Origin of the sequence: Streptomyces sp. NBC_00582 (assembly GCF_036345155.1) — a bacterium.
Taxonomy (GTDB): Bacteria; Actinomycetota; Actinomycetes; order Streptomycetales; family Streptomycetaceae; genus Streptomyces.
In genome coordinates this window covers 4,285,166-4,307,413 of record NZ_CP107772.1, presented here as the reverse complement: position 1 = coordinate 4,307,413, position 22,248 = coordinate 4,285,166, and the positions used below count along the sequence as shown (strand labels likewise).

22 protein-coding genes are annotated in these 22,248 nt (G+C 70.9%); 13 read left to right on the top strand and 9 right to left on the bottom strand.

Translation table 11 applies throughout. From position 1 onward, the window contains the following. The first annotated feature begins 76 nt into the window (after window positions 1–76). The 9 genes from OG852_RS18915 (at window position 77) to OG852_RS18875 (ending at window position 10,395) form a co-directional block, all read left to right on the top strand. Window positions 77–1,318: an amidohydrolase gene (locus tag OG852_RS18915; protein WP_330348503.1), complete on the top strand. Its 1,242-nt coding sequence runs from the start codon at window positions 77–79 to the stop codon at window positions 1,316–1,318. A 320-nt stretch (window positions 1,319–1,638) separates the two neighbouring features. Then, complete coding sequence (locus OG852_RS18910) at window positions 1,639–2,676, top strand: BMP family lipoprotein (RefSeq protein WP_330348502.1); 1,038 nt, start codon at window positions 1,639–1,641, stop codon at window positions 2,674–2,676. A 243-nt stretch (window positions 2,677–2,919) separates the two neighbouring features. Next, window positions 2,920–3,972, top strand: a complete 1,053-nt coding sequence (locus OG852_RS18905; RefSeq protein WP_133912763.1) for a BMP family lipoprotein — start codon at window positions 2,920–2,922, stop codon at window positions 3,970–3,972. Between the two features lie 233 nt (window positions 3,973–4,205). Then, the gene (locus OG852_RS18900; protein WP_133912762.1) at window positions 4,206–5,858 is read left to right on the top strand and encodes an ABC transporter ATP-binding protein; all 1,653 of its coding nucleotides are present in this window, start codon (window positions 4,206–4,208) and stop codon (window positions 5,856–5,858) included. After that, a complete protein-coding gene (locus OG852_RS18895) occupies window positions 5,855–6,970 on the top strand; it encodes an ABC transporter permease (RefSeq protein ID WP_133912761.1) in 1,116 nt (371 codons plus the stop codon). The genes OG852_RS18900 and OG852_RS18895 overlap by 4 nt, the downstream gene beginning before the upstream one ends. Further along, window positions 6,970–8,232: an ABC transporter permease gene (locus OG852_RS18890; RefSeq protein WP_330348501.1), complete on the top strand. Its 1,263-nt coding sequence runs from the start codon at window positions 6,970–6,972 to the stop codon at window positions 8,230–8,232. Before OG852_RS18895 ends, OG852_RS18890 begins: the two co-directional genes overlap by 1 nt. Then, on the top strand, window positions 8,229–8,621 hold the full coding sequence (locus tag OG852_RS18885) for a cytidine deaminase (protein ID WP_133912759.1): 393 nt from the start codon (window positions 8,229–8,231) through the stop codon (window positions 8,619–8,621). The genes OG852_RS18890 and OG852_RS18885 overlap by 4 nt, the downstream gene beginning before the upstream one ends. A gap of 87 nt (window positions 8,622–8,708) precedes the next feature. Then, complete coding sequence (locus OG852_RS18880) at window positions 8,709–9,986, top strand: thymidine phosphorylase (RefSeq protein WP_133912758.1); 1,278 nt, start codon at window positions 8,709–8,711, stop codon at window positions 9,984–9,986. 55 nt (window positions 9,987–10,041) lie between these two features. Next, window positions 10,042–10,395, top strand: a complete 354-nt coding sequence (locus OG852_RS18875) for an STAS domain-containing protein (protein WP_133912757.1) — start codon at window positions 10,042–10,044, stop codon at window positions 10,393–10,395. On the opposite strand, the gene OG852_RS18870 is transcribed toward OG852_RS18875, so the two are convergent. Both OG852_RS18870 and OG852_RS18865 read right to left on the bottom strand, forming a co-directional pair. After that, on the bottom strand, window positions 10,279–11,304 hold the full coding sequence (locus OG852_RS18870) for a sigma-70 family RNA polymerase sigma factor (RefSeq protein WP_133912756.1): 1,026 nt from the start codon (window positions 11,302–11,304) through the stop codon (window positions 10,279–10,281). The two genes, OG852_RS18875 and OG852_RS18870, sit on opposite strands and share 117 nt — an antisense overlap. 185 nt (window positions 11,305–11,489) lie before the next feature. Next, window positions 11,490–12,770, bottom strand: a complete 1,281-nt coding sequence (locus tag OG852_RS18865) for an MFS transporter (RefSeq protein ID WP_133912755.1) — start codon at window positions 12,768–12,770, stop codon at window positions 11,490–11,492. Window positions 12,771–12,833: 63 nt separating this feature from the next. Here OG852_RS18865 and OG852_RS18860 point away from each other — a divergent pair, with 63 nt between their 5' ends. After that, window positions 12,834–13,796: a LysR family transcriptional regulator gene (locus tag OG852_RS18860; RefSeq protein WP_133912754.1), complete on the top strand. Its 963-nt coding sequence runs from the start codon at window positions 12,834–12,836 to the stop codon at window positions 13,794–13,796. Window positions 13,797–13,853: 57 nt separating this feature from the next. On the opposite strand, the gene OG852_RS18855 is transcribed toward OG852_RS18860, so the two are convergent. Further along, window positions 13,854–14,615, bottom strand: coding sequence for an alpha/beta hydrolase (locus OG852_RS18855; protein WP_330348500.1), 762 nt, complete (start codon window positions 14,613–14,615; stop codon window positions 13,854–13,856). A gap of 113 nt (window positions 14,616–14,728) precedes the next feature. Here OG852_RS18855 and OG852_RS18850 point away from each other — a divergent pair, with 113 nt between their 5' ends. Both OG852_RS18850 and OG852_RS18845 read left to right on the top strand, forming a co-directional pair. Continuing rightward, the gene (locus OG852_RS18850) at window positions 14,729–15,892 is read left to right on the top strand and encodes an adenosine deaminase (RefSeq protein WP_330348499.1); all 1,164 of its coding nucleotides are present in this window, start codon (window positions 14,729–14,731) and stop codon (window positions 15,890–15,892) included. Window positions 15,893–16,030: 138 nt separating this feature from the next. Next, window positions 16,031–16,408 (top strand): ATP-binding protein, encoded by a 378-nt coding sequence (locus OG852_RS18845; RefSeq protein WP_133912751.1) that lies wholly within the window; start codon window positions 16,031–16,033, stop codon window positions 16,406–16,408. 77 nt (window positions 16,409–16,485) lie between these two features. Here the strand turns inward: OG852_RS18845 and OG852_RS18840 are convergent, their stop codons facing one another. The 6 genes from OG852_RS18840 to OG852_RS18815 form a co-directional block, all read right to left on the bottom strand. Then, on the bottom strand, window positions 16,486–16,686 hold the full coding sequence (locus OG852_RS18840; protein ID WP_133912750.1) for a PspC domain-containing protein: 201 nt from the start codon (window positions 16,684–16,686) through the stop codon (window positions 16,486–16,488). Window positions 16,687–16,815: 129 nt separating this feature from the next. Further along, on the bottom strand, window positions 16,816–17,367 hold the full coding sequence (locus OG852_RS18835; RefSeq protein WP_133912749.1) for a VanZ family protein: 552 nt from the start codon (window positions 17,365–17,367) through the stop codon (window positions 16,816–16,818). Window positions 17,368–17,623: 256 nt separating this feature from the next. Next, complete coding sequence (locus OG852_RS18830; protein WP_133912748.1) at window positions 17,624–18,229, bottom strand: hypothetical protein; 606 nt, start codon at window positions 18,227–18,229, stop codon at window positions 17,624–17,626. Further along, window positions 18,229–19,854 carry a sensor histidine kinase gene (locus OG852_RS18825; protein WP_133912747.1) on the bottom strand — a complete coding sequence of 542 codons (1,626 nt, stop codon included), beginning with the start codon at window positions 19,852–19,854 and terminating at the stop codon, window positions 18,229–18,231. The genes OG852_RS18830 and OG852_RS18825 overlap by 1 nt, the downstream gene beginning before the upstream one ends. Next, window positions 19,851–20,528 carry a two-component system response regulator AfsQ1 gene (gene afsQ1 / locus OG852_RS18820; protein WP_208117166.1) on the bottom strand — a complete coding sequence of 226 codons (678 nt, stop codon included), beginning with the start codon at window positions 20,526–20,528 and terminating at the stop codon, window positions 19,851–19,853. Before afsQ1 ends, OG852_RS18825 begins: the two co-directional genes overlap by 4 nt. Window positions 20,529–20,532: 4 nt before the next feature. Continuing rightward, the gene (locus OG852_RS18815) at window positions 20,533–21,045 is read right to left on the bottom strand and encodes a hypothetical protein (RefSeq protein WP_330348498.1); all 513 of its coding nucleotides are present in this window, start codon (window positions 21,043–21,045) and stop codon (window positions 20,533–20,535) included. A 325-nt stretch (window positions 21,046–21,370) separates the two neighbouring features. Between OG852_RS18815 and OG852_RS18810 the strand changes: the two genes are divergently transcribed. Then, the gene (locus OG852_RS18810) at window positions 21,371–22,117 is read left to right on the top strand and encodes a SigE family RNA polymerase sigma factor (RefSeq protein WP_133912744.1); all 747 of its coding nucleotides are present in this window, start codon (window positions 21,371–21,373) and stop codon (window positions 22,115–22,117) included. The last annotated feature ends 131 nt before the right edge of the window (window positions 22,118–22,248 follow it).

Sequence of the window (22,248 nt, the reverse complement as noted above, 5' to 3'; positions counted from 1 at the left end):
TCCAACAGGTTGAAATTTTGTTGATCGGGTCAGTTGACCGCCTCGGCGTCCTACCCTTCAGAGGGTGAAGCAACTGATGTCCCGAGAGTCCGAGGCCGATCCTGCGAAGCGCGCCGCCCTCCCCGGCACGCTGCCCGAAGCCCTGCGTGCGGAGCTCGTCGCCTTCCGGCGCGACATGCACATGCACCCCGAGCTCGGCAACCAGGAGTTCCGTACGACCGCCGCGATCAAGGCGCGCCTGGAGAAGGCCGGCCTGAAGCCGCGTGTCCTCGCCGTGGGGACGGGCCTCATCTGTGACATCGGCATCGAGGAGGGCGAGCAAATCACCGGCGCGCCCATCTTCGCGATGCGCGCCGACATCGACGCCCTGCCCATCCCGGACACCAAGACCGAGTGCGCGTACCGCTCCACGGTCCCCGACCGCGCCCACGCCTGCGGCCACGACGTGCACACCACCGTCGTCCTCGGCGCCGGTCTCGTGCTCGCCGAGCTGCACAAGCAGGGCCGCCTCCCGCGCCCCGTGCGGCTGATCTTCCAGCCCGCCGAGGAGGTGCTGCCCGGCGGCGCCGCCGACGCCATCGAGTGCGGCGCGCTGGACGGTGTCGGCCGGATCATCGCCGTGCACTGCGACCCGCGCGTCGACGCGGGCGTCATCGGGCTGCGCGAGGGCGCCATCACCTCCGCCTGCGACCGTCTGGAGATCACCCTGGACGGCCCCGGCGGCCACACCGCCCGCCCGCATCTGACCACCGACCTCGTCACCGCGGCCGCCCGTGTCGTCACCGACGTGCCCGCGCTCGTCGCGCGCCGGGTCGACACCCGGGCCGGTCTCGCGGTCACCTGGGGCCGGATCGAGAGCGGCCACGCCCCGAACGTGATCCCGCAGCACGCCGAGCTCTCCGGCACCGTGCGCTGCCTGGACATCGAGGCCTGGCGGCAGGCCCCGGACATCGTCGTGGCGGCGATCGACGAGGTCGCCAACCTGCACCGCGCCAAGTCCGAGATCAACTACGTCCGCGGCGTCCCGCCCGTCGTCAACGACGGCGAGGTCGCCGCCCTGCTGCACCAGGCGATGATCGCCCGGCGTGGCGAGGGCTCCGTGGAGGGCACCGAGCAGAGCCTCGGCGGCGAGGACTTCTCCTGGTACCTGGAGCGGGTGCCGGGCGCGATGGCCCGGCTCGGCGTCCGTCCCCCGGGTGAGCGCACGGTCCGCGATCTGCACCAGGGCGATTTCGACGCCGACGAGTCCGCGATCACTGTCGGCGTGGAGTTGTTCACGGCCGCCGCGCTGCTGGACGCGGCGACGCGGGACGCCTGACCGCGGTACGGGAGTGCCAGGGGGCGAAGGGGTGACCGGAAGGTTCCTCTTCGTCCCCTTGTGTCACCCGTCCGTAACCCCGAGGACGCGCTTGCAACCCAAGGTCGGCACGAATCGATAACGGGAGCGAGCAACCCCGTTCCCCTCCCCTTCTACGCGCGTTACTGTCGCCGAAATCGCCACCCGGTACGGCTTGTTGGGGAGCCCCCCGGAACGGCGCCACCAAGGGGAAAGCGGGCCGGTCACGGCGCCGTGGGGATTTCGAAGGGGTGCTTGCTGTGCGTCTGATATCTCGGAGGAGCAGATTCTCCCAGGCAGCGGTGGCCGTCGCGGTCATCGCGCTCGCGGCCACCGGCTGCGGTGAGTCCAGCACCGGTTCCAAGGCGAGCGACTCGGCGTCCTCGTCGTCCGGGAAGTACTCGGGCGAGGGCATCGGTCTGGCGTACGACATCGGCGGCAAGGGCGACCAGTCCTTCAACGACGCCGCCTACGCCGGTCTGCAGAAGGCCGAGAAGGAGTTCGGCATCAGCGGCCGGGACGTCGAGCCGCAGGACAACGAGACCGACGCCGACAAGATCCAGCGGCTGACCCAGCTCGCCCAGGCCGGCTACAACCCGGTGATCGGCGTCGGCTTCGTCTACGGGCCGGCCGTCAAGGAGGTCGCCGCCAAGTTCCCGAACACCACCTTCGGGATCATCGACGACGAGACCGTCCAGGCGAAGAACGTCGCCGACATGGTCTTCCACGAGGAGCAGGCCTCCTACCTGGCCGGCGTCGCCGCCGCCAAGGCCTCCAAGAAGGCGCACATCGGCTTCATCGGCGGCGTGGACATCCCGCTGATCCACAAGTTCGAGGCCGGGTACGTCCAGGGCGCCAAGTCGGTCGACCCGAGCATCAAGATCGAGTCGCAGTACCTCACCGAGACGCCCCAGGAGGGCGGCTTCTCCAGCCCCGACAAGGGCAAGGACGCCGCGGCCGGCCAGATCGAGGCCGGCGCCGACGTGATCTACCACGCGGCCGGTCTCTCCGGTCAGGGCGTGATCACCGAGGCCGCCGCCAAGAAGGTGTGGGCGATCGGCGTCGACTCCGACCAGTACAGCCAGAGCGCGCTCGCGGCGTACAAGGACTACATCCTCGGCTCGGCGCTGAAGAACGTCGGTGGCGCGGTCTACGACCTCGTGAAGTCGGTCTACGACGGCAAGCCGCTGTCGGGTGTGGTCCGCGGCAGCCTCTCCAACGACGGGGTCGGGTTCGCCGACTCCAACCCCAAGTACAAGGCGATGACGGACGTCGTGGCCGCCGTGGACAAGGCCAAGCAGGACATCATCGACGGCAAGGTCACGGTCAACACCAAGTAACGCCGCGGCGGGGCCGCCGTAACACCGGCCCCGCCCGTCTCTTACGCCCTTCGGGGCGTCCTTGCAGCCCAAGCGCCCCTTGCGTCCCGCAGGGGGCGTTCGGCTGTACGTAACCTTGACTACAACTGTGGCCACAGCTCGATAACGGAGCGGACAGAAGGGTTTTTCCTCCCGGTCTACGCGCGTTACGCTGCGGCGGAACCAGCGCCTGGTTTGGGCGCTTGCACAAAGGAGTCTCGTTCCATGCGCCGGGTGTCCCGAATCGCGGTTGCGGGTGTTGCCACCGCAGCTCTCGCAGTGACCGTTTCCGCCTGTGGAAGCTCGTCCACGTCGTCCTCCTCGTCCGAGAGCAGCAAGAACAACCTGGGTCTCGCCCTCGCGTACGACGTCGGCGGCAAGGGCGACCAGTCCTTCAACGACGCCGCCACCGCCGGCCTGGAGCAGGCCGACAAGGAGTTCGGCTACAAGTCCACCGCGGTCGAGCCGCAGGACAACGAGTCCGACGCGGACAAGGTGCAGCGCCTGGAGAGCCTGGCCAAGGCCGGCTACAACCCGGTCATCGGCGTCGGCTTCGCCTACGCGCCCGCCGTCAAGGAGGTCGCGGCCAAGTACCCGAAGACCACCTTCGGCATCGTCGACGACGAGACCATCAAGGCCGACAACGTCGCCGACCTGGTCTTCCACGAGGAGCAGGCCTCCTACCTCGCCGGTGTCGCCGCCGCCAAGGCCACCAAGTCGAACGTCGTGGGCTTCATCGGCGGTGTGGACGTGCCGCTGATCCACAAGTTCGAGGCCGGCTTCAAGCAGGGCGTCGAGGACACCAAGAAGGGTGTCACGGTCAAGTCGCAGTACCTGACCGAGACCGCCGCCGAGGGTGGCTTCTCCTCCCCGGACAAGGGCGAGAGCGCCGCCGAGGGCCAGATCGACGCCGGTGCGGACGTCGTCTACGCCGCCGCCGGTCTGTCCGGCCAGGGCGTCATCAAGGCCGCCAACGCCAACAAGGTGTGGGCGATCGGCGTCGACTCCGACCAGTACAAGCAGGACGCGCTCAAGGCGTACAAGGACTCGATCCTGACCTCCGCCATGAAGAACGTCCAGGGCGCGGTCTACACGCTGGCCAAGTCGGTCGAGGACGGCAAGCCGGAGACGGGCGTCGTCCGCGGCAGCCTGGACAACGGCGGCGTGAGCCTGGCGGACTCCAACCCGGCCTTCGCCGACAACACCGCCATCCAGGACGCGGTCAAGAAGGCCGAAGAGGGCATCAAGAACGGCACCATCACCGTCAAGACCTCCTGACGACCTCCTCTCGCGAGAGGAAAACCGGTCAGAGGCATTGGCCAACAGGACGCTGTGATGACAGCGTTACGGCCACGGAACGGGGCACGGGAAGCAAGGCGTACTCGTGCCCCGTTCGCGCGGCAGAATGCTCGGAACGGATCGTGACCGAAAATGAGCGATCAGGTCCGGGCACTATTTAAAGCAGGGGCGCTACGCGCGTAGAGCGGCCCCTTTCCCAAGGAGAGTGCGCCATCGACGCGTCCAGCAGCCCTCCGCTCACCGCACAGTCGACGATCGCGGTAGAGCTGGCGGGGATCACCAAGCGCTTCCCCGGTGTCGTCGCCAACCACGACATCCACCTGACCGTCCGCAAGGGCACCGTGCACGCCCTGGTCGGGGAGAACGGCGCCGGCAAGTCGACCCTGATGAAGATCCTCTACGGCATGCAGAAGCCGGACGAGGGCACCATCGCCGTCGACGGACAGCAGGTGACCTTCTCCAGCCCCGCCGACGCCATCGCCCGCGGCATCGGCATGGTCCACCAGCACTTCATGCTGGCCGACAACCTGACCGTCCTGGAGAACGTGGTGCTCGGCAGCGAGAAGCTGCACGGCATCGGCGGCGCCGCCCGCAAGAAGATCAAGGAGATCTCCGACCGCTACGGCCTCGGTGTGCGCCCCGACGCCCTGGTCGAGGACCTCGGTGTCGCCGACCGCCAGCGCGTGGAGATCCTCAAGGTCCTCTTCCGCGGCGCCCGCACCCTCATCCTCGACGAGCCGACCGCCGTGCTCGTCCCGCAGGAGGTCGAGGCGCTCTTCGCCAACCTGCGCGAGCTCAAGGCCGAGGGTCTCTCCGTCATCTTCATCTCCCACAAGCTGGGCGAGGTCCTCTCCGTCGCCGACGACATCACCGTCATCCGGCGCGGCACGACCGTCGGCACCGCCGTCCCCTCGGAGACCACCCCCCGCCAGCTCGCCGAGATGATGGTCGGCTCCGAGCTGCCCACCCCGGAGACCGCCGAGTCCACGGTCACCGACCAGGCGGTCCTGACCGTCAAGGGCCTCACCGTCTACGCCAGCGGCGGCGCCTCCATGGGCACCGAGGCCGAGCCCACCGGCGGCATCACGCTCGCCCCCGAGGGCGGCGAGATCAAGCGCGTCCTCGACGACGTCAGCTTCACCATCCACGCCGGCGAGGTCATGGGCATCGCCGGGGTCGAGGGCAACGGCCAGACCGAGCTGATCGACGCGCTGATCGGCACCAAGAACGCCGACTCCGGCACGATCGCCTTCCTCGGCGAGGACATCACCCCCTGGCCCACCCGCAAGCGCCGCGAGTCCGGCGTCGGCTACATCCCCGAGGACCGCCACCGCCAGGGCCTGCTCCTGGAGGCCCCCCTCTGGGAGAACCGCATCCTCGGCCATGTCACCGAGACCCCCAACGCCAAGGGCTTCTGGCTGAACCCCAAGGGCGCCCAGGCCGACACCCGCCGGATCGTCGAGGAGTTCGACGTCCGTACCCCCGGCATCGACGTCACCGCCGCCTCCCTGTCCGGCGGCAACCAGCAGAAGCTGATCGTCGGCCGCGAGATGAGCCACAACCCGAAGTTCCTGATCGCCGCCCACCCCACCCGCGGTGTGGACGTCGGCGCGCAGGCCCAGATCTGGGACCGCATCCGCGAGGCCCGCCGCGAGGGCCTGGCCGTGCTGCTGATCTCCGCCGACCTGGACGAGCTGATCGGCCTGTCGGACACCCTGCGCGTGATCTACAACGGCAGGCTGGTCGCGGACGCCGACCCCGCCACCATCACACCGGAAGAGCTGGGCTCGGCCATGACGGGTGCCGCCACCGGACACCTTGAGCACGTCGAGGAAGCGAGCGCCCCGGAGGACGAGGCCCGATGAAGAAGTTCGACAAGGAGCGCGTGCTCCTCGCCGTGGCCGGCCCGGTCATGGCGCTCGTCGCGGCGATCCTGCTGACCTCGGTCGTGCTGATCGCCTCGGGCAAGAGCCCGATCGAGCCGTACACGCTCATGCTGGAGCAGATCGGCTACTCCGACGTCCAGGTGCTGATCATCAACCAGGCGTCGCTGTACTACATCGCCGCCCTCGCGGTCGCCCTCGGCTTCCGCATGAACCTGTTCAACATCGGCGTCGACGGCCAGTACCGCCTCGCCGCGATGATGACCGCCGTGGTCGGCGCCCACATGGACCTGCCGGCCTTCCTCCAGGTCCCGCTGCTGCTGCTGGTCGCCGCCTTCACCGGTGGCATCTGGGCCGGTGTCGCGGGTGTCCTGAAGGTCACCCGGGGCGTCAGTGAGGTCGTCGCGACGATCATGCTCAACGCGATCGCCACCAGCCTCATCGCCTACCTCACCCTGCCCGATGTCTTCGGCCAGCTGGTCGGCGACAACAAGACCACCGGCATCATGAAGGAGTCCGGCTGGGTCCCCGGCATCAACCTGGGCGCCGACGTCGGCGAGATCTACGGCCTGGTCTTCCTCGCCGTCGCCCTCGGCATCGTCTACTGGCTGGTCCTCAACCGCACCCGCTTCGGCTTCGACCTGCGCGCCACCGGCGAGTCCGAGTCGGCCGCCGCCGCCTCCGGCGTCGACGCCAAGCGCATGATCCTCACCGTGATGATCGTCTCCGGCGCGGTCTCCGGCCTCGCCGGTCTGCCCCTGCTCCTCGGCGACGCCCACACCTACAGCCTGAGCTTCCCGACGGGCGTCGGCTTCACCGCCATCGGCATCGCCCTGCTCGGCCGCAACAACCCCGGCGGCATCGCCCTCGCCGCCCTCCTGTGGGCCTTCCTCGACAAGGCGTCCCCCGCCCTCGACTACGCGACTCCCGAGCCGTACGAGAAGGAAATCGCGATGATCATGCAGGGCCTGATCGTCTTCGCGGTCGTCATCTCCTACGAGGTCGTCCGCACCTGGGGTCTGCGCCGCCAGCAGAAGCGCGTCGGTGAGGAACTCGCCGCCGCCGCGAACACCAAGAAGGAGGTGGCGGTCTGATGAGCACCGCGACCATCGCGAAGCCGAAGGCCCCGCAGCCCGGCAAGGGCGGCCGCCGGATGTCGCTGCCCGTCCTCCTGCTGGTCATCGCGGGCGTCCTGATCCTGACCTCGGTCGTCCGTCTGATCACCGGCGCGGACGGCATCACGTCCACCGGCCAGATGTCCACCGCCCTGCGCGCGGCCGTCCCGATCGGCCTCGCCGGCCTCGGCGGTCTGTGGGCCGAGCGGGCGGGCGTCGTCAACATCGGCCTCGAGGGCATGATGATCCTCGGCACCTGGTTCGGCGCCTGGGCCGGCTACCAGTGGGGCCCGTGGACCGGGGTCGTCTTCGGCGTCGTCGGCGGCGCGCTCGGCGCCGTCCTGCACGCCATCGCCACCGTCACCTTCAAGGTCAACCACATCGTCTCCGGTGTGGCCCTGAACATCCTGGCCCTCGGCGTCACCCGCTACCTGTCGAAGTTCACCTTCGAGGACGCCCCGCAGGGCTCCTCCAAGCAGTCCCCGCCGATCGACTCGCTCGGCACCTTCGACATCCCCGGCCTGTCCGGCTGGCTGGAGACCCTCAACGACAAGCACTGGTTCCTGATCTCCGACCTCGCCGGCCTGGTCGGCGGTCTGATCACCAACCTGTCGCCGCTCACCGTCGTAGCCGTCGCCCTGGTCCCCGGCACCTGGTACGTCCTGTGGCGCACCTCTTTCGGTCTGCGACTGCGCTCCTGCGGTGAGAACCCGGTCGCCGCCGAGTCCCTCGGCGTCAACGTCTACAAGTACAAGTACATCGCCGTGATCATCTCCGGCGGCTTCGCCGGCCTCGGCGGCGCCTTCCTGTCGATCGTCGCGTCGAACGTCTACCTCGACGGCCAGACCGCCGGCCGCGGCTACATCGGTCTCGCCGCGATGATCTTCGGCAACTGGATGCCGGGCGGCCTCGCCCTCGGCGCCGGACTGTTCGGCTACACCGACAGCCTCAACCTGCGCGGCGGCGCCACCAACGTCCACGCGCTGATCCTGCTGCTCGCGATCCTGCTGGTCGTCGGCGTCGCCTACCTGGCCTGGAAGAAGAAGTACGTCCCGGCCGCGATCACCGCCGCGGTCTCGGCCCTGATGTTCATCTGGTACGTCAGCACCGACGACGTCCCCAACCAGGTCGTCACGGCCACCCCGTACGTCGTCACCCTGCTGGTCCTCTCCCTGTCCGCCCAGCGTCTGCGCATGCCGAAGGCGGACGGTCTGCCGTACCGGAAGGGACAGGGCAAGTGACCCCGGTCGACTGGGAGAAGCTGCGTTCGGTGGCCCGGGACGCCATGTCCCGGGCGTACGCCCCGTACTCCGGCTACCCGGTCGGCGTGGCGGCCCTCGTCGACGACGGCCGGATCGTCTCCGGCTGCAACGTCGAGAACGCCTCCTACGGCCTCGGCCTGTGCGCCGAGTGCGGGCTGGTCTCCGAGTTGCAGAACACCGGTGGCGGCCGGCTCACGCACTTCACCTGCGTGGACGGCAAGGGCGAGATCCTCGTCCCGTGCGGCCGCTGCCGTCAGCTCCTGTACGAGTTCGGCGGCGCCGAGCTCCTGCTGGAGACGCCGGCCGGGATCCTGCCCCTCGCCGAGATGCTCCCGCAGGCCTTCGGCCCGGACCACCTCACCAAGTAAGCAAGCACCTCCGTACGGCCCCTCTGAACCGCTGGACACTCTCAGGGGGGCCGCACACTTTCTGGACCCTCGGAAGGAACGCACGCCATGGACGCCATCTCCGTCATCCGCACCAAGCGGGACCGCGGTGAGCTCAGCGACGAGCAGATCGACTGGGTCATCGACGCGTACACCCGCGGCGAGGTCGCCGACGAGCAGATGTCGTCGCTCGCGATGGCCATCCTGCTCAACGGCATGAACCGCCGGGAGATCGCCCGCTGGACCGCGGCGATGATCGCCTCCGGCGAGCGCATGGACTTCTCGTCCCTGGCCCGCCCGACCGCCGACAAGCACTCCACCGGAGGCGTCGGCGACAAGATCACCCTCCCGCTGGCCCCGCTCGTCGCCGCCTGCGGTGCCGCCGTACCGCAGCTCTCCGGCCGAGGCCTCGGCCACACCGGCGGCACCCTGGACAAGCTGGAGTCCGTCCCCGGCTGGCGCGCCCTGCTCTCCAACGAGGAGATGCTCTCCGTCCTCGACACCACCGGCGCGGTGATCTGCGCGGCGGGCGACGGCCTCGCCCCCGCCGACAAGAAGCTGTACGCCCTGCGCGACGTCACCGGCACCGTCGAGGCGATCCCCCTCATCGCCTCCTCGATCATGTCCAAGAAGATCGCCGAGGGCACCGGCTCCCTGGTCCTCGACGTGAAGGTCGGCACCGGCGCCTTCATGAAGACGATCGAGGACGCCCGTGAGCTGGCCTCCACGATGGTCGGCCTCGGCACCGACCACGGTGTGAAGACGGTCGCCCTCCTCACCGACATGAGCACCCCGCTCGGCCTGACCGCGGGCAACGCCCTGGAGGTCCGCGAGTCCGTCGAGGTCCTCGCGGGCGGCGGCCCGGCGGACGTCGTGGAGCTGACGATCGCACTCGCCCGCGAGATGCTCGACGCGGCCGGCGTGAAGGACGCCGACCCGGCGAAGGCGCTCGCCGACGGCTCCGCGATGGACGTCTGGCGCCGCATGATCGCGGCTCAGGGCGGCGACCCGGACGCGCCCCTGCCGGTGGCCCGCGAGCAGCACGTCGTCACGGCCCCGTCCTCCGGCGTCCTCACCCGCCTCGACGCCTACGACATCGGCCTCGCCGCATGGCGCCTCGGCGCGGGCCGCGCCCGTAAGGAGGACCCGGTCCAGGCGGGCGCCGGAGTCGAACTCCACGCCAAGCCCGGCGACGCGGTGACCGCGGGCCAGCCCCTGCTGACCCTCCACACCGACACCCCGGAACGCTTCGACTACGCCCTCCAGGCCGTCACCGGCTCCTACGACGTCGCCCCGGCCGGTACGGCGTTCACGGCGTCCCCGGTGGTGCTGGAACGCATCGCCTGACCTGCGGCTTGCTCGTCGCCCGATGAGTTGAGCCCCGCTTCGGGGTCTACCGCACGTGGACCCCAAGACACCGCCCGTACTCGCCCTGACCGGCCCTGTCACCCCCGAGCGGGCGGCAGAGCTCGCCGACGCCGTACGGGCCCTCCTGGCGGCCGGTGACGCCGGGGTCGTCGTCTGTGAGGTGAGCGGGATCGGGCCGGCCGGGCTGGCCGTCGTCGATCTGCTCGCCCGGCTCCAGCTCGCCGCCCGCCGGGCCGGCGGGCGGATACGGCTGCGCGCCCCCGACCTCGCCCTACGCGCCCTGCTCCACCTCGTCGGGCTCCCCGTCGAGGTGGAGGGGGAGGCCGAAGAGCGGGAACCACCGCTGGGTGTCGAGGTAGAAGTGGAACCCGGTGAGGCGGCCGTCTGAGATCTCCAGGACCTGGATCGCCCAGGGGCTGAAACCGCCCTTCTCCGGGTCCGGCTTGTACTGGGCGAACCCCGGCAGCCCGTTCACCTGGACCGGCAGCAGCCGCGAGCCCTCGCAGGCCGAGCCGATCGTCGTCATGAAGCCCGTGATGTCGTCGTGGCCCGTCAGCCACAGGTCGAACGGCGGCATCGTCATGATGGCGTCCTCGTGGAGCAACGCCGTCAGGGCGGCCATGTCGTACCCCTCGAAGGCCGCGACATAGCGCTCCAGCAGCTTCCGCTGCTCCTCGTCCAGCGGGTCGGACACCGCCGCGTCCGCACCCGCCTCGGCCCGCTCGGCCAGCGTGGCCCGCGCCCGCTGCAACGCGCTGTTGACCGAGGCGACCGACGTGTCGAGCAGCTCGGCGACCTCACTCGCCTTCCACGCCAGCACCTCCCGCAGGATCAGCACCGCCCGCTGCTTGGGCGGCAACTGCTGCAACGCGGCCATGAACGCCAGCCGCACCGACTCCTTGGCCACCGCCGCCTCCGCCGGGTCCTCCACGGTGGGCAGCACCCGCGCGTCCGGCACCGGCTCCAGCCAGGTGTGGTCGGGGCGGGGGGACAGGGCCGCCCGGGCGAGCGGGGTCGGCTCCGAGAGGTCCATCGGCCGGGCCCGCTTGTTGCCCGCCGTCAGCATGTCCAGACAGACGTTCGTCGCGATCCGGTACAGCCACGAGCGCAGACTGGAGCGGCCCTCGAACTTGGCGTAGCTCCGCCAGGCCCGCACCAGCGTGTCCTGCACCGCGTCCTCGGCCTCGAAGGACGAACCGAGCATGCGATAGCAGTAGCCGGTCAGCTCGACCCGGTGCCTCTCCAGCCGGACATCGAGGTCCTCCACCGTCGCGGCGCCCGCCGTACCGTCACTCATCCTCGTCCACCCACCCCTGTGGCCGTCCTGTCACGCACCTTTGCGCCCCAGCACTTCGGAAGCTACCCCAGCCCACTGACAATGGCCTGCCGAGTCACCGAAAGCGCAGGTCACGACGGTGCACCTGAGGCGAGACCACGGACAGGAGGCCCTGAGCAGGGGGATGTCAGGTGGAGGGGGCGGCCTCAGTGGGCCGGCATCGGGTGCCGCCGGGCGGCGACCCGGGCCGCCCGCGTCCCGAGGACCGTGATCGTCACGACCCCGAGCACCGCCAGGACGCCCACGCCGACCGTGCCGGCCCAGCCACCGGAGTGGAAGGCGATCGCGCCGACCGTGGAGCCGGTGCTGGAGCCGATGTAGTAGGCCGACTGGTAGAGCGCGGAGGCCTGGGCGCGGCCGGTGGTCGCCGTCTTGCTGACCGCCGAGGACGCCACCGCGTGCCCCGCGAAGAAGCCCGCCGTGATCAGGACCAGGCCCAGCAGGACCAGCGGCAGGGTGTCCGCCAGGGACAGCAGCAGACCCGTCGCCGTCGTCCCGGCCGCGAGGTACAGCGCCCCGCGCCGCCCGAGCCGGCCCACCAGCCGGCCCGCCGTCGACGCCGACACCGTACCGACCAGGTACACCAGGAAGATCGAGCCCACGATGCCCTGGGGGAGCGAGAAGGGCGCCTCGGTCAGCCGGTAGCCGATGACCGTGTACACACCGCCGAAGACGGTCATGAACAGCGCGCCGATCGCGTACAGCCGGCACAGCAGCGGGTTCGCCAGATGCTCGCGGACCGTGCGGGCCAGGACGCGGGGCCGCAGCGAGCCCGCGGTGAAGTGCTTCGGCGCCGGCAGCAGCAGCCGGAAGGCGATCGCGCAGCCCACGGCCAGCACCCCGATCACCCCGACGGCGACCCGCCAGCCCCACTCCTGCGCGACCCAGCCGGTGATGACGCGGCCGCTCATCCCGCCGACGCTGTTGCCCGCCACGAACAGCCCGATCGCCGTGACCAGGGCCCTCGGCCGCACCTCCTCGGCCAGATACGCGGTCGCCGACGCCGGAAGACCGGCCAGGGCCGCGCCCTGTACCGCCCGCAGCACCACCAGCGCGCCCAGCGACGGCGCGAAGGGGACCAGCAGGCCGACGGTCACCGCGACCGCGAGCGAGGCCGTCATCACCGTACGGCGGCCGTAGCGCTCGGAGAGGGCGCTCATCGGCAGCACGAACAGCGCCAGTCCGCCGGTCGCCGCCGCCACCGTCCAGCTCGCCTCGCTCGCCGCCACCCCGAAGTCACCGGAGATCAGCGGCAGCAGCGCCTGGGTGGAGTACAGCAGGGCGAAGGTCGCCACACCGGCGAGGAAGAGCGCGAAGCTCATCCGGCGGTAGCCGGGGCCACCGGGGGTCATACGGGAGTCGTCGGCAACAGGGACGGAGGACGCGGCGCCCACGATCGTGGACGCCCCGGTACTGGCGGGAGACATGCCTCGAAACTACGGACGCACCCGTTCATCCGTCCAATGCACGGACTCGCCATAATCGTTCCCATGGTGCATCAGCAGAGGTCACAGGCTCACCTGTCACCGTCCAGTGACACAGAAGACATGACCGACATGTCGAGGTTGCTGGCGCCCCGGCTCGCCTACTTCGCCGGGGTGGCCCGCACCGAGCACGTCACCCGGGCCGCGCAGGAGATGCGGGTCCCGCAGTCGACCCTGTCCCGGGCGATGGTCCGTCTCGAACAGGACCTCGGTGTCGACCTGTTCGCCCGCCGGGGCCGCACCGTCTCCCTCACCCCGGCCGGCCGCACCTTCCTCACCTCGGTCGAACGTGCCCTCGCGGAGATCGGGAAGGCCGCCGAGGAGGTCCGCGCCGACGCCGACGCCGCCACCGGCAAGGTCGCGTTCGGTTTCCTGCACACCATGGGCGCCGAGACCGTCCCCGGCCTGATCCACGCCTTCCGCGCCGACCACCCGCGTGTCCGTTTCAGTCTCGTCCAGAACTACGGCGAGGCCATGCTCGAACGCCTCCGCGCCGGCGAACTCGACCTCTGTCTGACCTCCCCGGTCCCGGACGCCCCCGACCTGGTCGCCCGCCGCCTCGACGAACAGAAACTCCGCCTCGTCGTCCCCGCCGACCACCGCCTCGCCGGCCGCAGGCGCGTCCGCCTGGCCGAGGCGGCCGACGAAACCTTCGTCACCCTCGAACCCAACTACGGCCTGCGCCGCATCACCGACGACCTCTGCAAGGAGGCCGGCTTCAAACCCCGCGTCGCCTTCGAGGGCGAGGAGGCGGAAACCCTGCGCGGCCTGGTGGCCGCGGGCCTGGGCGTGGCCCTCCTGCCACCCCCGGCGGTCGCCCGCCCCGGCGTGGCGGAACTGACGGTCACAGCACCCCGGGCCGTCCGCGAAATCGGAGTGGCCTGGCTGGACGGCCACCCGGACACACCCCCGGTGGCGGCCTTCAAGAGATTCCTGCTGTCGAGACGCGGAAACCTGCTGCCGACTTAGGGGCGCGGGGAACCGCGCGACCAGCCACACACGCCCCGCACCCGCCCCCGGCCCGAACTACCTCCGCAACGACTTCCCGAACCCCGCGGCCAGCGGCATCCGCAACCCCAACGGCGGCGGAGCGGCAAGCGCATCCTCGACCGGCCGCGAAAACCGCCTCCCGAACAACACCCCCATCACGAAATCCTCGGCCAACGCCAGCACTTCGTCCCGGTACTGATGCAGCCCGTGCCCATCCGCGTGCACCTCGAACCGGCAGACCTCCCGGTTCACCTTCTTCGCCCGAGCCGCCAGTCGGAACGACAACTCCGGGTCGCTGCGGTCGTCATGGGTGCCGTGCACCACCATCACCAGCCGCCCCACCAACTGCTTCACCGGTTCGGGTGGCGCGGCCACATCCTCCTGCGGCAGCCAGGGAGCGAGCGCCAGCACCGAGTTGACGGCCTCGTGCCCCCCGGCCCGCAACGCCGCCCGCCCGCCCATACCGATCCCGGCGAGGCACACGGACACGTCTCCGTACCGCCGTACGACCTCGTCGGCCGCCCAGGTCGCGTCCGCGGCGAGCGTCGCCTCGCTGCCGTTCCAGCCGCGGTGGCGGTAGTGCACGACATGGGTGACCAGCCCCTCCTCGCGGCCGGCCCGGGTGAGTCTTCGCCCGAGGCCGCGCACGGAGGCGGCCGCCCACATCGGGGACGGTCTGCGCTCGGACACCTCCTCCCCGCCCGGGAGCAGCAGCACCACCCCGCTCACCGCCGTCGGCTCCGGTCCGAGCGCCTTCCCCAGCCTGGCCGTCCGAGCCGGCGTCAGTTGCTGTGCCATAGCAGAACAGTGTCAGAAGCAGTGGTGTACTCCACCCGTCCGTGCGGTCACCTTTGCGTATCGGCGGCGGTGTGCGGCGGGCGATCTACGCGCGTAGGAGTTAGAGTGCGAAAATGACGAGCCAGAGCATTCAGGTGGGCACCACCCCGAACCCGGACCAGATCCGGCGGGCGCCCAAGGTTCTGCTGCACGACCACCTCGACGGCGGGCTGCGCCCCGGCACGATCGTCGACCTCGCCCGGGAGACCGGGTATCCCCAACTCCCCGAGAACGACCCCGACAAGCTCGGCCTCTGGTTCCGGGAGGCCGCCGACTCCGGATCCCTGGAGCGGTACTTGGAGACCTTCTCGCACACCGTCGGCGTGATGCAGACCCGCGACGCCCTCGTACGGGTCGCCCGGGAGTGCGCCGAGGACCTCGCCGAGGACGGCGTCGTCTACGCCGAGGTGCGCTACGCCCCGGAGCAGCACCTCGACGGCGGACTGAGCCTCGAAGAGGTCGTCGAGGCCGTCAACGAGGGCTTCCGTGAAGGTGAGCGGACGGCCCGTCAGAACGGTCACCGCATCCGCGTCGGCGCCCTCCTCACCGCGATGCGGCACGCCGCCCGCGCCCTGGAGATCGCCGAACTCGCCAACCGCTACCGGGATCTCGGGGTCGTCGGCTTCGACATCGCGGGCGCCGAGGCCGGCTTCCCGCCCACCCGTCACCTCGACGCCTTCGAGTATCTGAAGCGGGAGAACAACCACTTCACCATCCACGCCGGTGAGGCCTTCGGGCTGCCGTCCATCTGGCAGGCGCTGCAGTGGTGCGGCGCCGACCGGCTCGGGCACGGCGTGCGCATCATCGACGACATCGAGGTCGCCGCCGACGGAAGCGTGAAGCTCGGACGGCTCGCCTCCTATGTCCGCGACAAGCGCATCCCGCTGGAGATGTGCCCCAGCTCCAACCTCCAGACCGGCGCGGCCGCCTCCTACGCCGAGCACCCCATCGGTCTGCTGCGCCGGCTGCACTTCCGGGCGACGGTCAACACCGACAACCGTCTGATGTCGGGCACCAGTATGAGCCGGGAATTCGAGCACCTTGTCGACGCATTCGGTTACACGCTCGACGATCTGCAGTGGTTCTCGGTCAATGCTATGAAGTCAGCATTCATTCCTTTCGATGAACGTCTCGCCATGATCAATGACGTGATCAAGCCCGGCTATGCCGAGCTGAAGTCCGAATGGCTGTTCCAGCAGACGGCCTCCACCAGCGGTTCCGTGACCACGGAAGACTGACCGCACGGTTTTTCCGGGCGCGAAATGCGGGCGCGTGTTCACCAACCGTCCGCATTTCGATGTTTGCGGCCTCAGCCTTTCCGTGTTTACGGTCGTGGACCGATCGGTTCCCCGTATCCCATTCGAGGACGCATTTTTATGAAGCAGTCTGCTGCCAAGACCCTCGGTGTCGCCGCTCTCGGCGCCGCCATCGCCGCCGTCGGCGCGGGCGCCGCCCAGGCCGCCCCGGGCCTCCCGGACGCCACGCAGGCGCTGGACACGGTCACCGGGTCGCTGCCCTTGGCGAACGTCACGAACGTCACCAAGGCGCTGCCGGGCGCCGGCAAGGCGCTGGAGCAGGCACAGCTCTCGCAGGCCCAGCCGGCGCTCGCCGCGGGCCTGGCCGCCGTGCAGCCGGCCACCGAGCAGGCGCTCGCCCAGGGCCCGACCAAGCCGGTCGCCGGGCTGCTCGGCGGACTCCCGGTCCAGGGCCTGCCCACGCACGGGCTGCCGGTGAACGGGCTGCCGATCGGCTGAATCCCCCCGACACACGACGCCGTCGGGCGCACCCGGAGCGACGGGCGCGCCGCGACGGCGTCTCGCGTGGGCCCGGGTCACCAGGCCGCGCGCGCCTTGTCCTCCGAGGGGAACAGGATCCACAGCGCTATGTAGAGCAGGAACTGCGGGCCGGGCAGCAGACAGGAGAGCAGGAAGATCACGCGCATGGTGGTCGCGGAGGTACCGAAGCGGCGGGCCAGCGCGGCGCACACTCCGCCGATCATGCGGCCGTTCGTGGGGCGGGCGATGCTGGACATCTGCGGCTCCTTCGAGAGCGTCGGGGGAGAGGCGGCCCGTGCGGCCTCCTCATCTGCCCACAACGCTACGAAGCCGAAGCGCGCGAAGCGTCACTCTCCGGAGCCATCCCGACCCCGAGATTCCCTCTCCTACGGGGCGATGCCGACCCTGGGAATCCTCGGGGTCCGACCCTGAGCCCCCTCCTCCTGCAAGGCCGCCGCGGGCCTTCGGCGCTCGTCCCTGCGACGCAGCCACCCCCGGGCCGCCGGCACCACCGCGGCATGGGCGAGCGCCACACCCACGGTGTTCAGCAGCAGGGAGTCCACGTCCACGACCTGACCCGGCACCCCGGTCTGCAGCAGCTCGATCGCCAGGGACAGCAGGGCGCCCGCCGCAACCGTACGGATCAGGGACGCGAGCGGGGAGACACGAAGCCGGCCGTGCACCAGCGGCAGCAGGACGCCCAGCGGGGCGAGCAGCCCCAGCCCGCCACCGATCCGGCGGGCCGCCTCGGGCCAGCCCAGTCTCAGGTCCGCGCGGATCCCGGCGAACGGATGCAGATTGGTGGGCAGCACCCAGGGCACGTCCCGGGGGCGCAGCGTGACCCAGGCCACGAACACGAGGTGCGCGGCCAGGAGGACAACCCCGGTCGCACGGAGACGGAACGCGGCGCTGCCGCCGATGGAGCCTTGACGCTGCACGACCCCCTAGACGCACCCCTCGGCACGATCGGTTCCGGCTCCCCGTCCGCCCCTCCCCACCCGCCCCCGGGGCGCGCGCGGGCCGCCGCCCCACCGGGGGACGGTGACCTGCGAGGACACAGCCGCGGGAGCGGCCCGTGAGGCGTCCGCCACACCCGGCGGCGGACGGTCTTCAGCCCCCGGTGAAGGCCGACGACGGCGGCTCGGTGCTGCCCGGCCGGGAACGGACCTCGTCGCACCTGGCGGCGGACGGTGTTCAGCCCCCGGTGACGGCCGACGACGGCGGCTCGGTGCTGCCCGGCCGGGAACGGACCTCGTCCGTGCACTCGTAGCGGCGCAGCGGGTCGGAACCGGGGCCGCCGAGGACCACCGAACCGTCCCCCTCGGCCGCGGCCGAGTCGGAGAAGGTGCACACGAGCTGGGCGAGCGCGTACGAGGTGAGGGTGTTCGGGGGCACGCTCAGCCGGAGCGCGTCGTCGGGGTCCTTGGCGCCCGGCCCGCCCACCGTCATCCCGCCGCGCACGTCGGTGGTGTACCCGGCCTCCTTCTCGGCCGCCGACGGCGACTGGGCGAGCTGGTCGAGCAGCCCCTGCGCCACCAGCGCCCGCCGCTCGGAGTCCGCCGCCCCGTCCGCGAGCCGCACCGAACGGTCCACCGCCACCAGCGACGAGCCGCACAGCAGGAACACCTGCACCGGCACCCCAGCGCGCGCGGACTGCGCCGTCACGTCCGGCTCGCTGAGCGAACAGCGCACCCGGGACGGCGCGGCCCCGAAGTCGGTCGGCACCTCGGTGGCCCGGATCCCGCAGCCGGTGAGCAGACCGGCGAGGAGAGGAAGCGCGAGCAGACGGCGTACGTTCATCAGGCGTCCCCCTTGTGGTCCTTCCCGGCCTTCGCACCCTGCGCGCCCTGTCCGGCCCGGGCCCCCTGCCCGCCCGGCTCCACCAGCTCCGACGCGTCCCGCGGCAGCCGCAGCGTGAACACCGCGCCGCCCTCCGCGGAGTTGGCGGCGGTGATCTCGCCGCCGTGGATATGGGCGTTCTCCAGGGCGATGGACAAACCGAGCCCGCTGCCGTCGGAGCGCGGCCGGGAGGCGCTCGCCTTGTAGAACCGGTCGAAGACGTGCGGCAGCACCTCCTCGGGGATGCCGGGACCGTGGTCGCGTACCGCGATGACGACGTCCTCGGCCGACTCGCGCACCGACACCCGCACCGGGGAACCGCCGTGCTTGAGGGCGTTGCCGATGAGATTGGCGAGGATCACGTCCAGACGCCGCGGATCGAGCCGGGCGTGGATGCCGCGTTCGGCGTCCAGGTCGACCGCGTCCAGCCACGCGCGCGCGTCGATGCAGAAGGTGATCTGGTCGGCGACGTCGACGTCGTCGAGCACGAGGCGGGCCGTACCGGCGTCGAAGCGGGTGACCTCCATCAGGTTCTCGACGAGGTCGTTGAGCCGCCGGGTCTCGCTGACCACCAGCCGGACGGCGGGCTCGATCATCGGGTCGATGCTGCCCGACTCGGCGTCCAGCTCCTCCTCCAGCACCTCCGTGACGGCGGTGATGGCGGTCAGCGGCGTCCGCAGCTCGTGCGACATGTCGGCGACGAACCGGCGCGAGGCCTCGTCGCGGGCCGCCATGTCGTCGACCCGCTTCTCCAGCGCCTCCGCGGTCCGGTTGAACGTCCGCGACAGATCGGCGAGTTCGTCCGTGCCCGAGACCCGCAGCCGGGTGTCCAGCCGGCCCTCGCCGAGCCGCCGCGCCGCGACCCCCAGCCGGTGCACCGGCTTCAGCACGGTCGTGGCGGCGGCCTGCGCGAGCAGCGCGGCGCCGATCAGCGCGAGGCCGGTGGCGATCCCCAGGGACCAGGCCAGCGAGTTGAGGTCCTTGGCCTCCGGCTCCAGCGACTTGCGCATGTATCCGGTCGGCCCGCCGCCGATCACCTTCGTGCCGGCCACCAGATACGGCGTGCCGTGCTCCACGACCCGCTGCCAGTACAGGTGGTACGGCGACGTGTTGCCGTCGGTGACGTCCTGCTTCTTGTTCACCGCCGTACGCAGCGACGTGGGGACGTCGTCCAGCGAGAAGCCGTTCAGGCCGCCGGAGTTGCCGTACACCGTCCGGCCGTCGGCGTCCTCGGCGACCAGCAGCACGCTGAACCGCTGGCTGCTGTTGGCCATCTGCCCGGCGGTGTGCTGCAGCTCGTCCTGTGTCGGATGCTCCGGCAGCGAGCCCGCCCGGTTCTGCATCTCCTGCTCGAAGTCCCGCAGCACCGAGCCCTGGGTACGGGTCAGCACCGCCTCGCGGTTGAGCCAGTACGCGATGCCGGACGCGGACACGGCGGCGGTCAGCGCCACCGCGCCGAAGACGACGACGAGCCGCAGCCGCAGGCTGGTGAACCGCAGCCGTGACAGATGACCCTTGCGCGCCGCGGACCAGCCGCGGACCCCGCCCTGCCCGTCCGTGTGCTCGGCCGTGTGCTCTTCCGTCACTGAGGCGTGTCCAGGCGGTAGCCGACCCCTCGGACGGTACGGATCAGCGTCGGGGACGAGGGCACGTCCTCGACCTTGGCGCGCAGCCGCTGCACACAGGCGTCGACGAGCCGTGAGTCACCGAGGTAGTCGTGCTCCCACACCAGGCGCAGCAACTGCTGCCGGGACAGCGCCTGCCCCGGCCGCCGGCTCAGCTCGAGGAGCAGCCGCAGTTCGGTCGGCGTGAGCTGGAGATCCTCGCCGTTCTTCGTCACGGTCATCGCCGCGCGGTCGATGACCAGGCTGCCGAAGGTCGCCGCGTCGTTCGACTCGCGCTCGCCGCGCCGCAGCACGGCCCGGATCCGGGCGTCGAGGACCCGGCCCTGGACGGGTTTGACGACGTAGTCGTCGGCGCCGGACTCCAGCCCGACGACCACGTCGATGTCGTCGCTGCGCGCGGTGAGCAGGATGATCGGCAGTTGGTCGGTGCGCCGGATGCGCCGGCACACCTCGAACCCGTCAATGCCGGGCAGCATGACATCCAGCACGATCAGATCCGGCCGCTGCTCGCGCAACAGCTTCAGACCGTCCTCACCGCTCGCAGCGGTCGCCACACGGTGCCCCTGGCGCGTCAGTGAGAGCTCCAGGGCCGTACGGATGGCGTCGTCGTCCTCGATCAGCAACAGGGAAGGCACGGGCTCATTCTGGCCCATGAGGGGGCTGTCGTTCGACCTGTGGGTCGGGGCTGAGACGGGACAGGGAGATGCGTTCCGCGGCGCGGGCGGTGCGCAGGGGGTCGGACGTGTCCCGCGCGCGCCGGTGGCGGGGGCGGGTGTCGAGCCGGTCGCACACCGCCAGACCTGCGGTTTCGAAGAGGGAGGGCAGCTCGGCGCGGGTGCGCGGACCGAGGCGCTCGGCGAGGTCGGAGAGGATCAGCCGGCCCTCTCCGCCGGGCCGCAGATGTCGTACGAGACCGGTCGGGAAGCGGTGCGGCATCGCCTCCCGGGCGGGTTGCGGACGACCAGGCCGGCTTGGCCGCTCGGCGGACAGAGCCCCTCGGCCCCCGTGATCCGTCCGGTCAGGCGCAGCCGGGTCGGCGTTGTCCCCGGCGCGGGCCAGGGCGCGCGGATCGCCGTAGGTCCCGATGATCCGTCCCACGCCCCGGCGGGCCAGGACGGCCGCGAGCACCCCCAGGCCGCCGCTGGTGGGCACGGCCACCGATCACGCCGAGCAATCGGCGGGCGCCCGGGAAGTCGCCGCGCCACAGCAGGGCGGTTCCCTCCAGGCGCGGAGGCGGGCGGCGAACGGCACCTGGCCGGCAATCACCAGGTCAACGTGGCACGGTGGGCGGTCCGCGACCAAGCCGACGACTCTACCCCCGACGTCTGTGAACGTCCTGTGGTGTCGGCGTGACAGACCCCTGTGACAGGTCTGTGACAGTCGGCGGACACGGCGATGAAGTGGCCCGGGCAGTCTTTTCGGCACAGGCAAGAACGCAAAGACCGAAACACCGGAAGTCCACGACGGGGGGCGCGAGATGAACACGCTGCACGGTAAGAGCACCACCGCAGTCGCAGTCGTCACGCGTCTCCACGACGTGAACGCCGGCCGGGTTTCCGAGAAGTCCGGTGTCGTGAGCGGGCGGGGGTGCGCTCGCGGCACCGGGCGTCAGCACACCGGGTTCATGACGGTGGTTGACACGGGGGAACAGGCTCACGGGGGAGCCGCGTACAGGGAGGACACGGGGGAGCGTCGCTCGCTGACCGAGGCGGAGTTCACCGCCTACGTCCAGGAGCGCCGCGCCTCCCTGTACGCCACCGCCTACCACCTCACCGGTGACCGCTTCGAGGCCGAGGACCTGCTGCAGAGCGCGCTGTTCTCCACGTACCGCGCCTGGGAGCGGATCAGTGACAAGGCCGCCGTCGGGGGCTATCTGCGGCGGACGATGACCAACCTGCACATCAGCGCGTGGCGCCGCCGCAAGCTGAACGAGTACCCGACCGAGGAACTGCCGGAGACGCCCGGCGACACGGACGCGATGCGCGGCACCGAACTGCGCGCGGTCCTGTGGCAGGCGCTGGCCCGGCTGCCCGAACTCCAGCGGACGATGCTGGTCCTGCGCTACTACGAGGGCCGCACCGACCCGGAGATCGCGGAGATCCTCGACATCAGTGTCGGCACGGTGAAGTCCAGCATCTGGCGGTCGCTCCGCCGGCTGCGCGAGGACCAGGTCCTCAGCTTCGGCCGTGACGAGGAGGACGCCTTCGGGGAGCTCGTCGCCTGAGGGTCACGGGGGAGGAACGGGGGAGAAGACGCCGGGCTCCGGTCCGGTGAACGGGGGGAGCACGGGGGAGCGGTACCGGGGGTCCGACGGGGGAAGCCGGGCAGCGGTGCCGCGCGGTACGGGGGAACGCC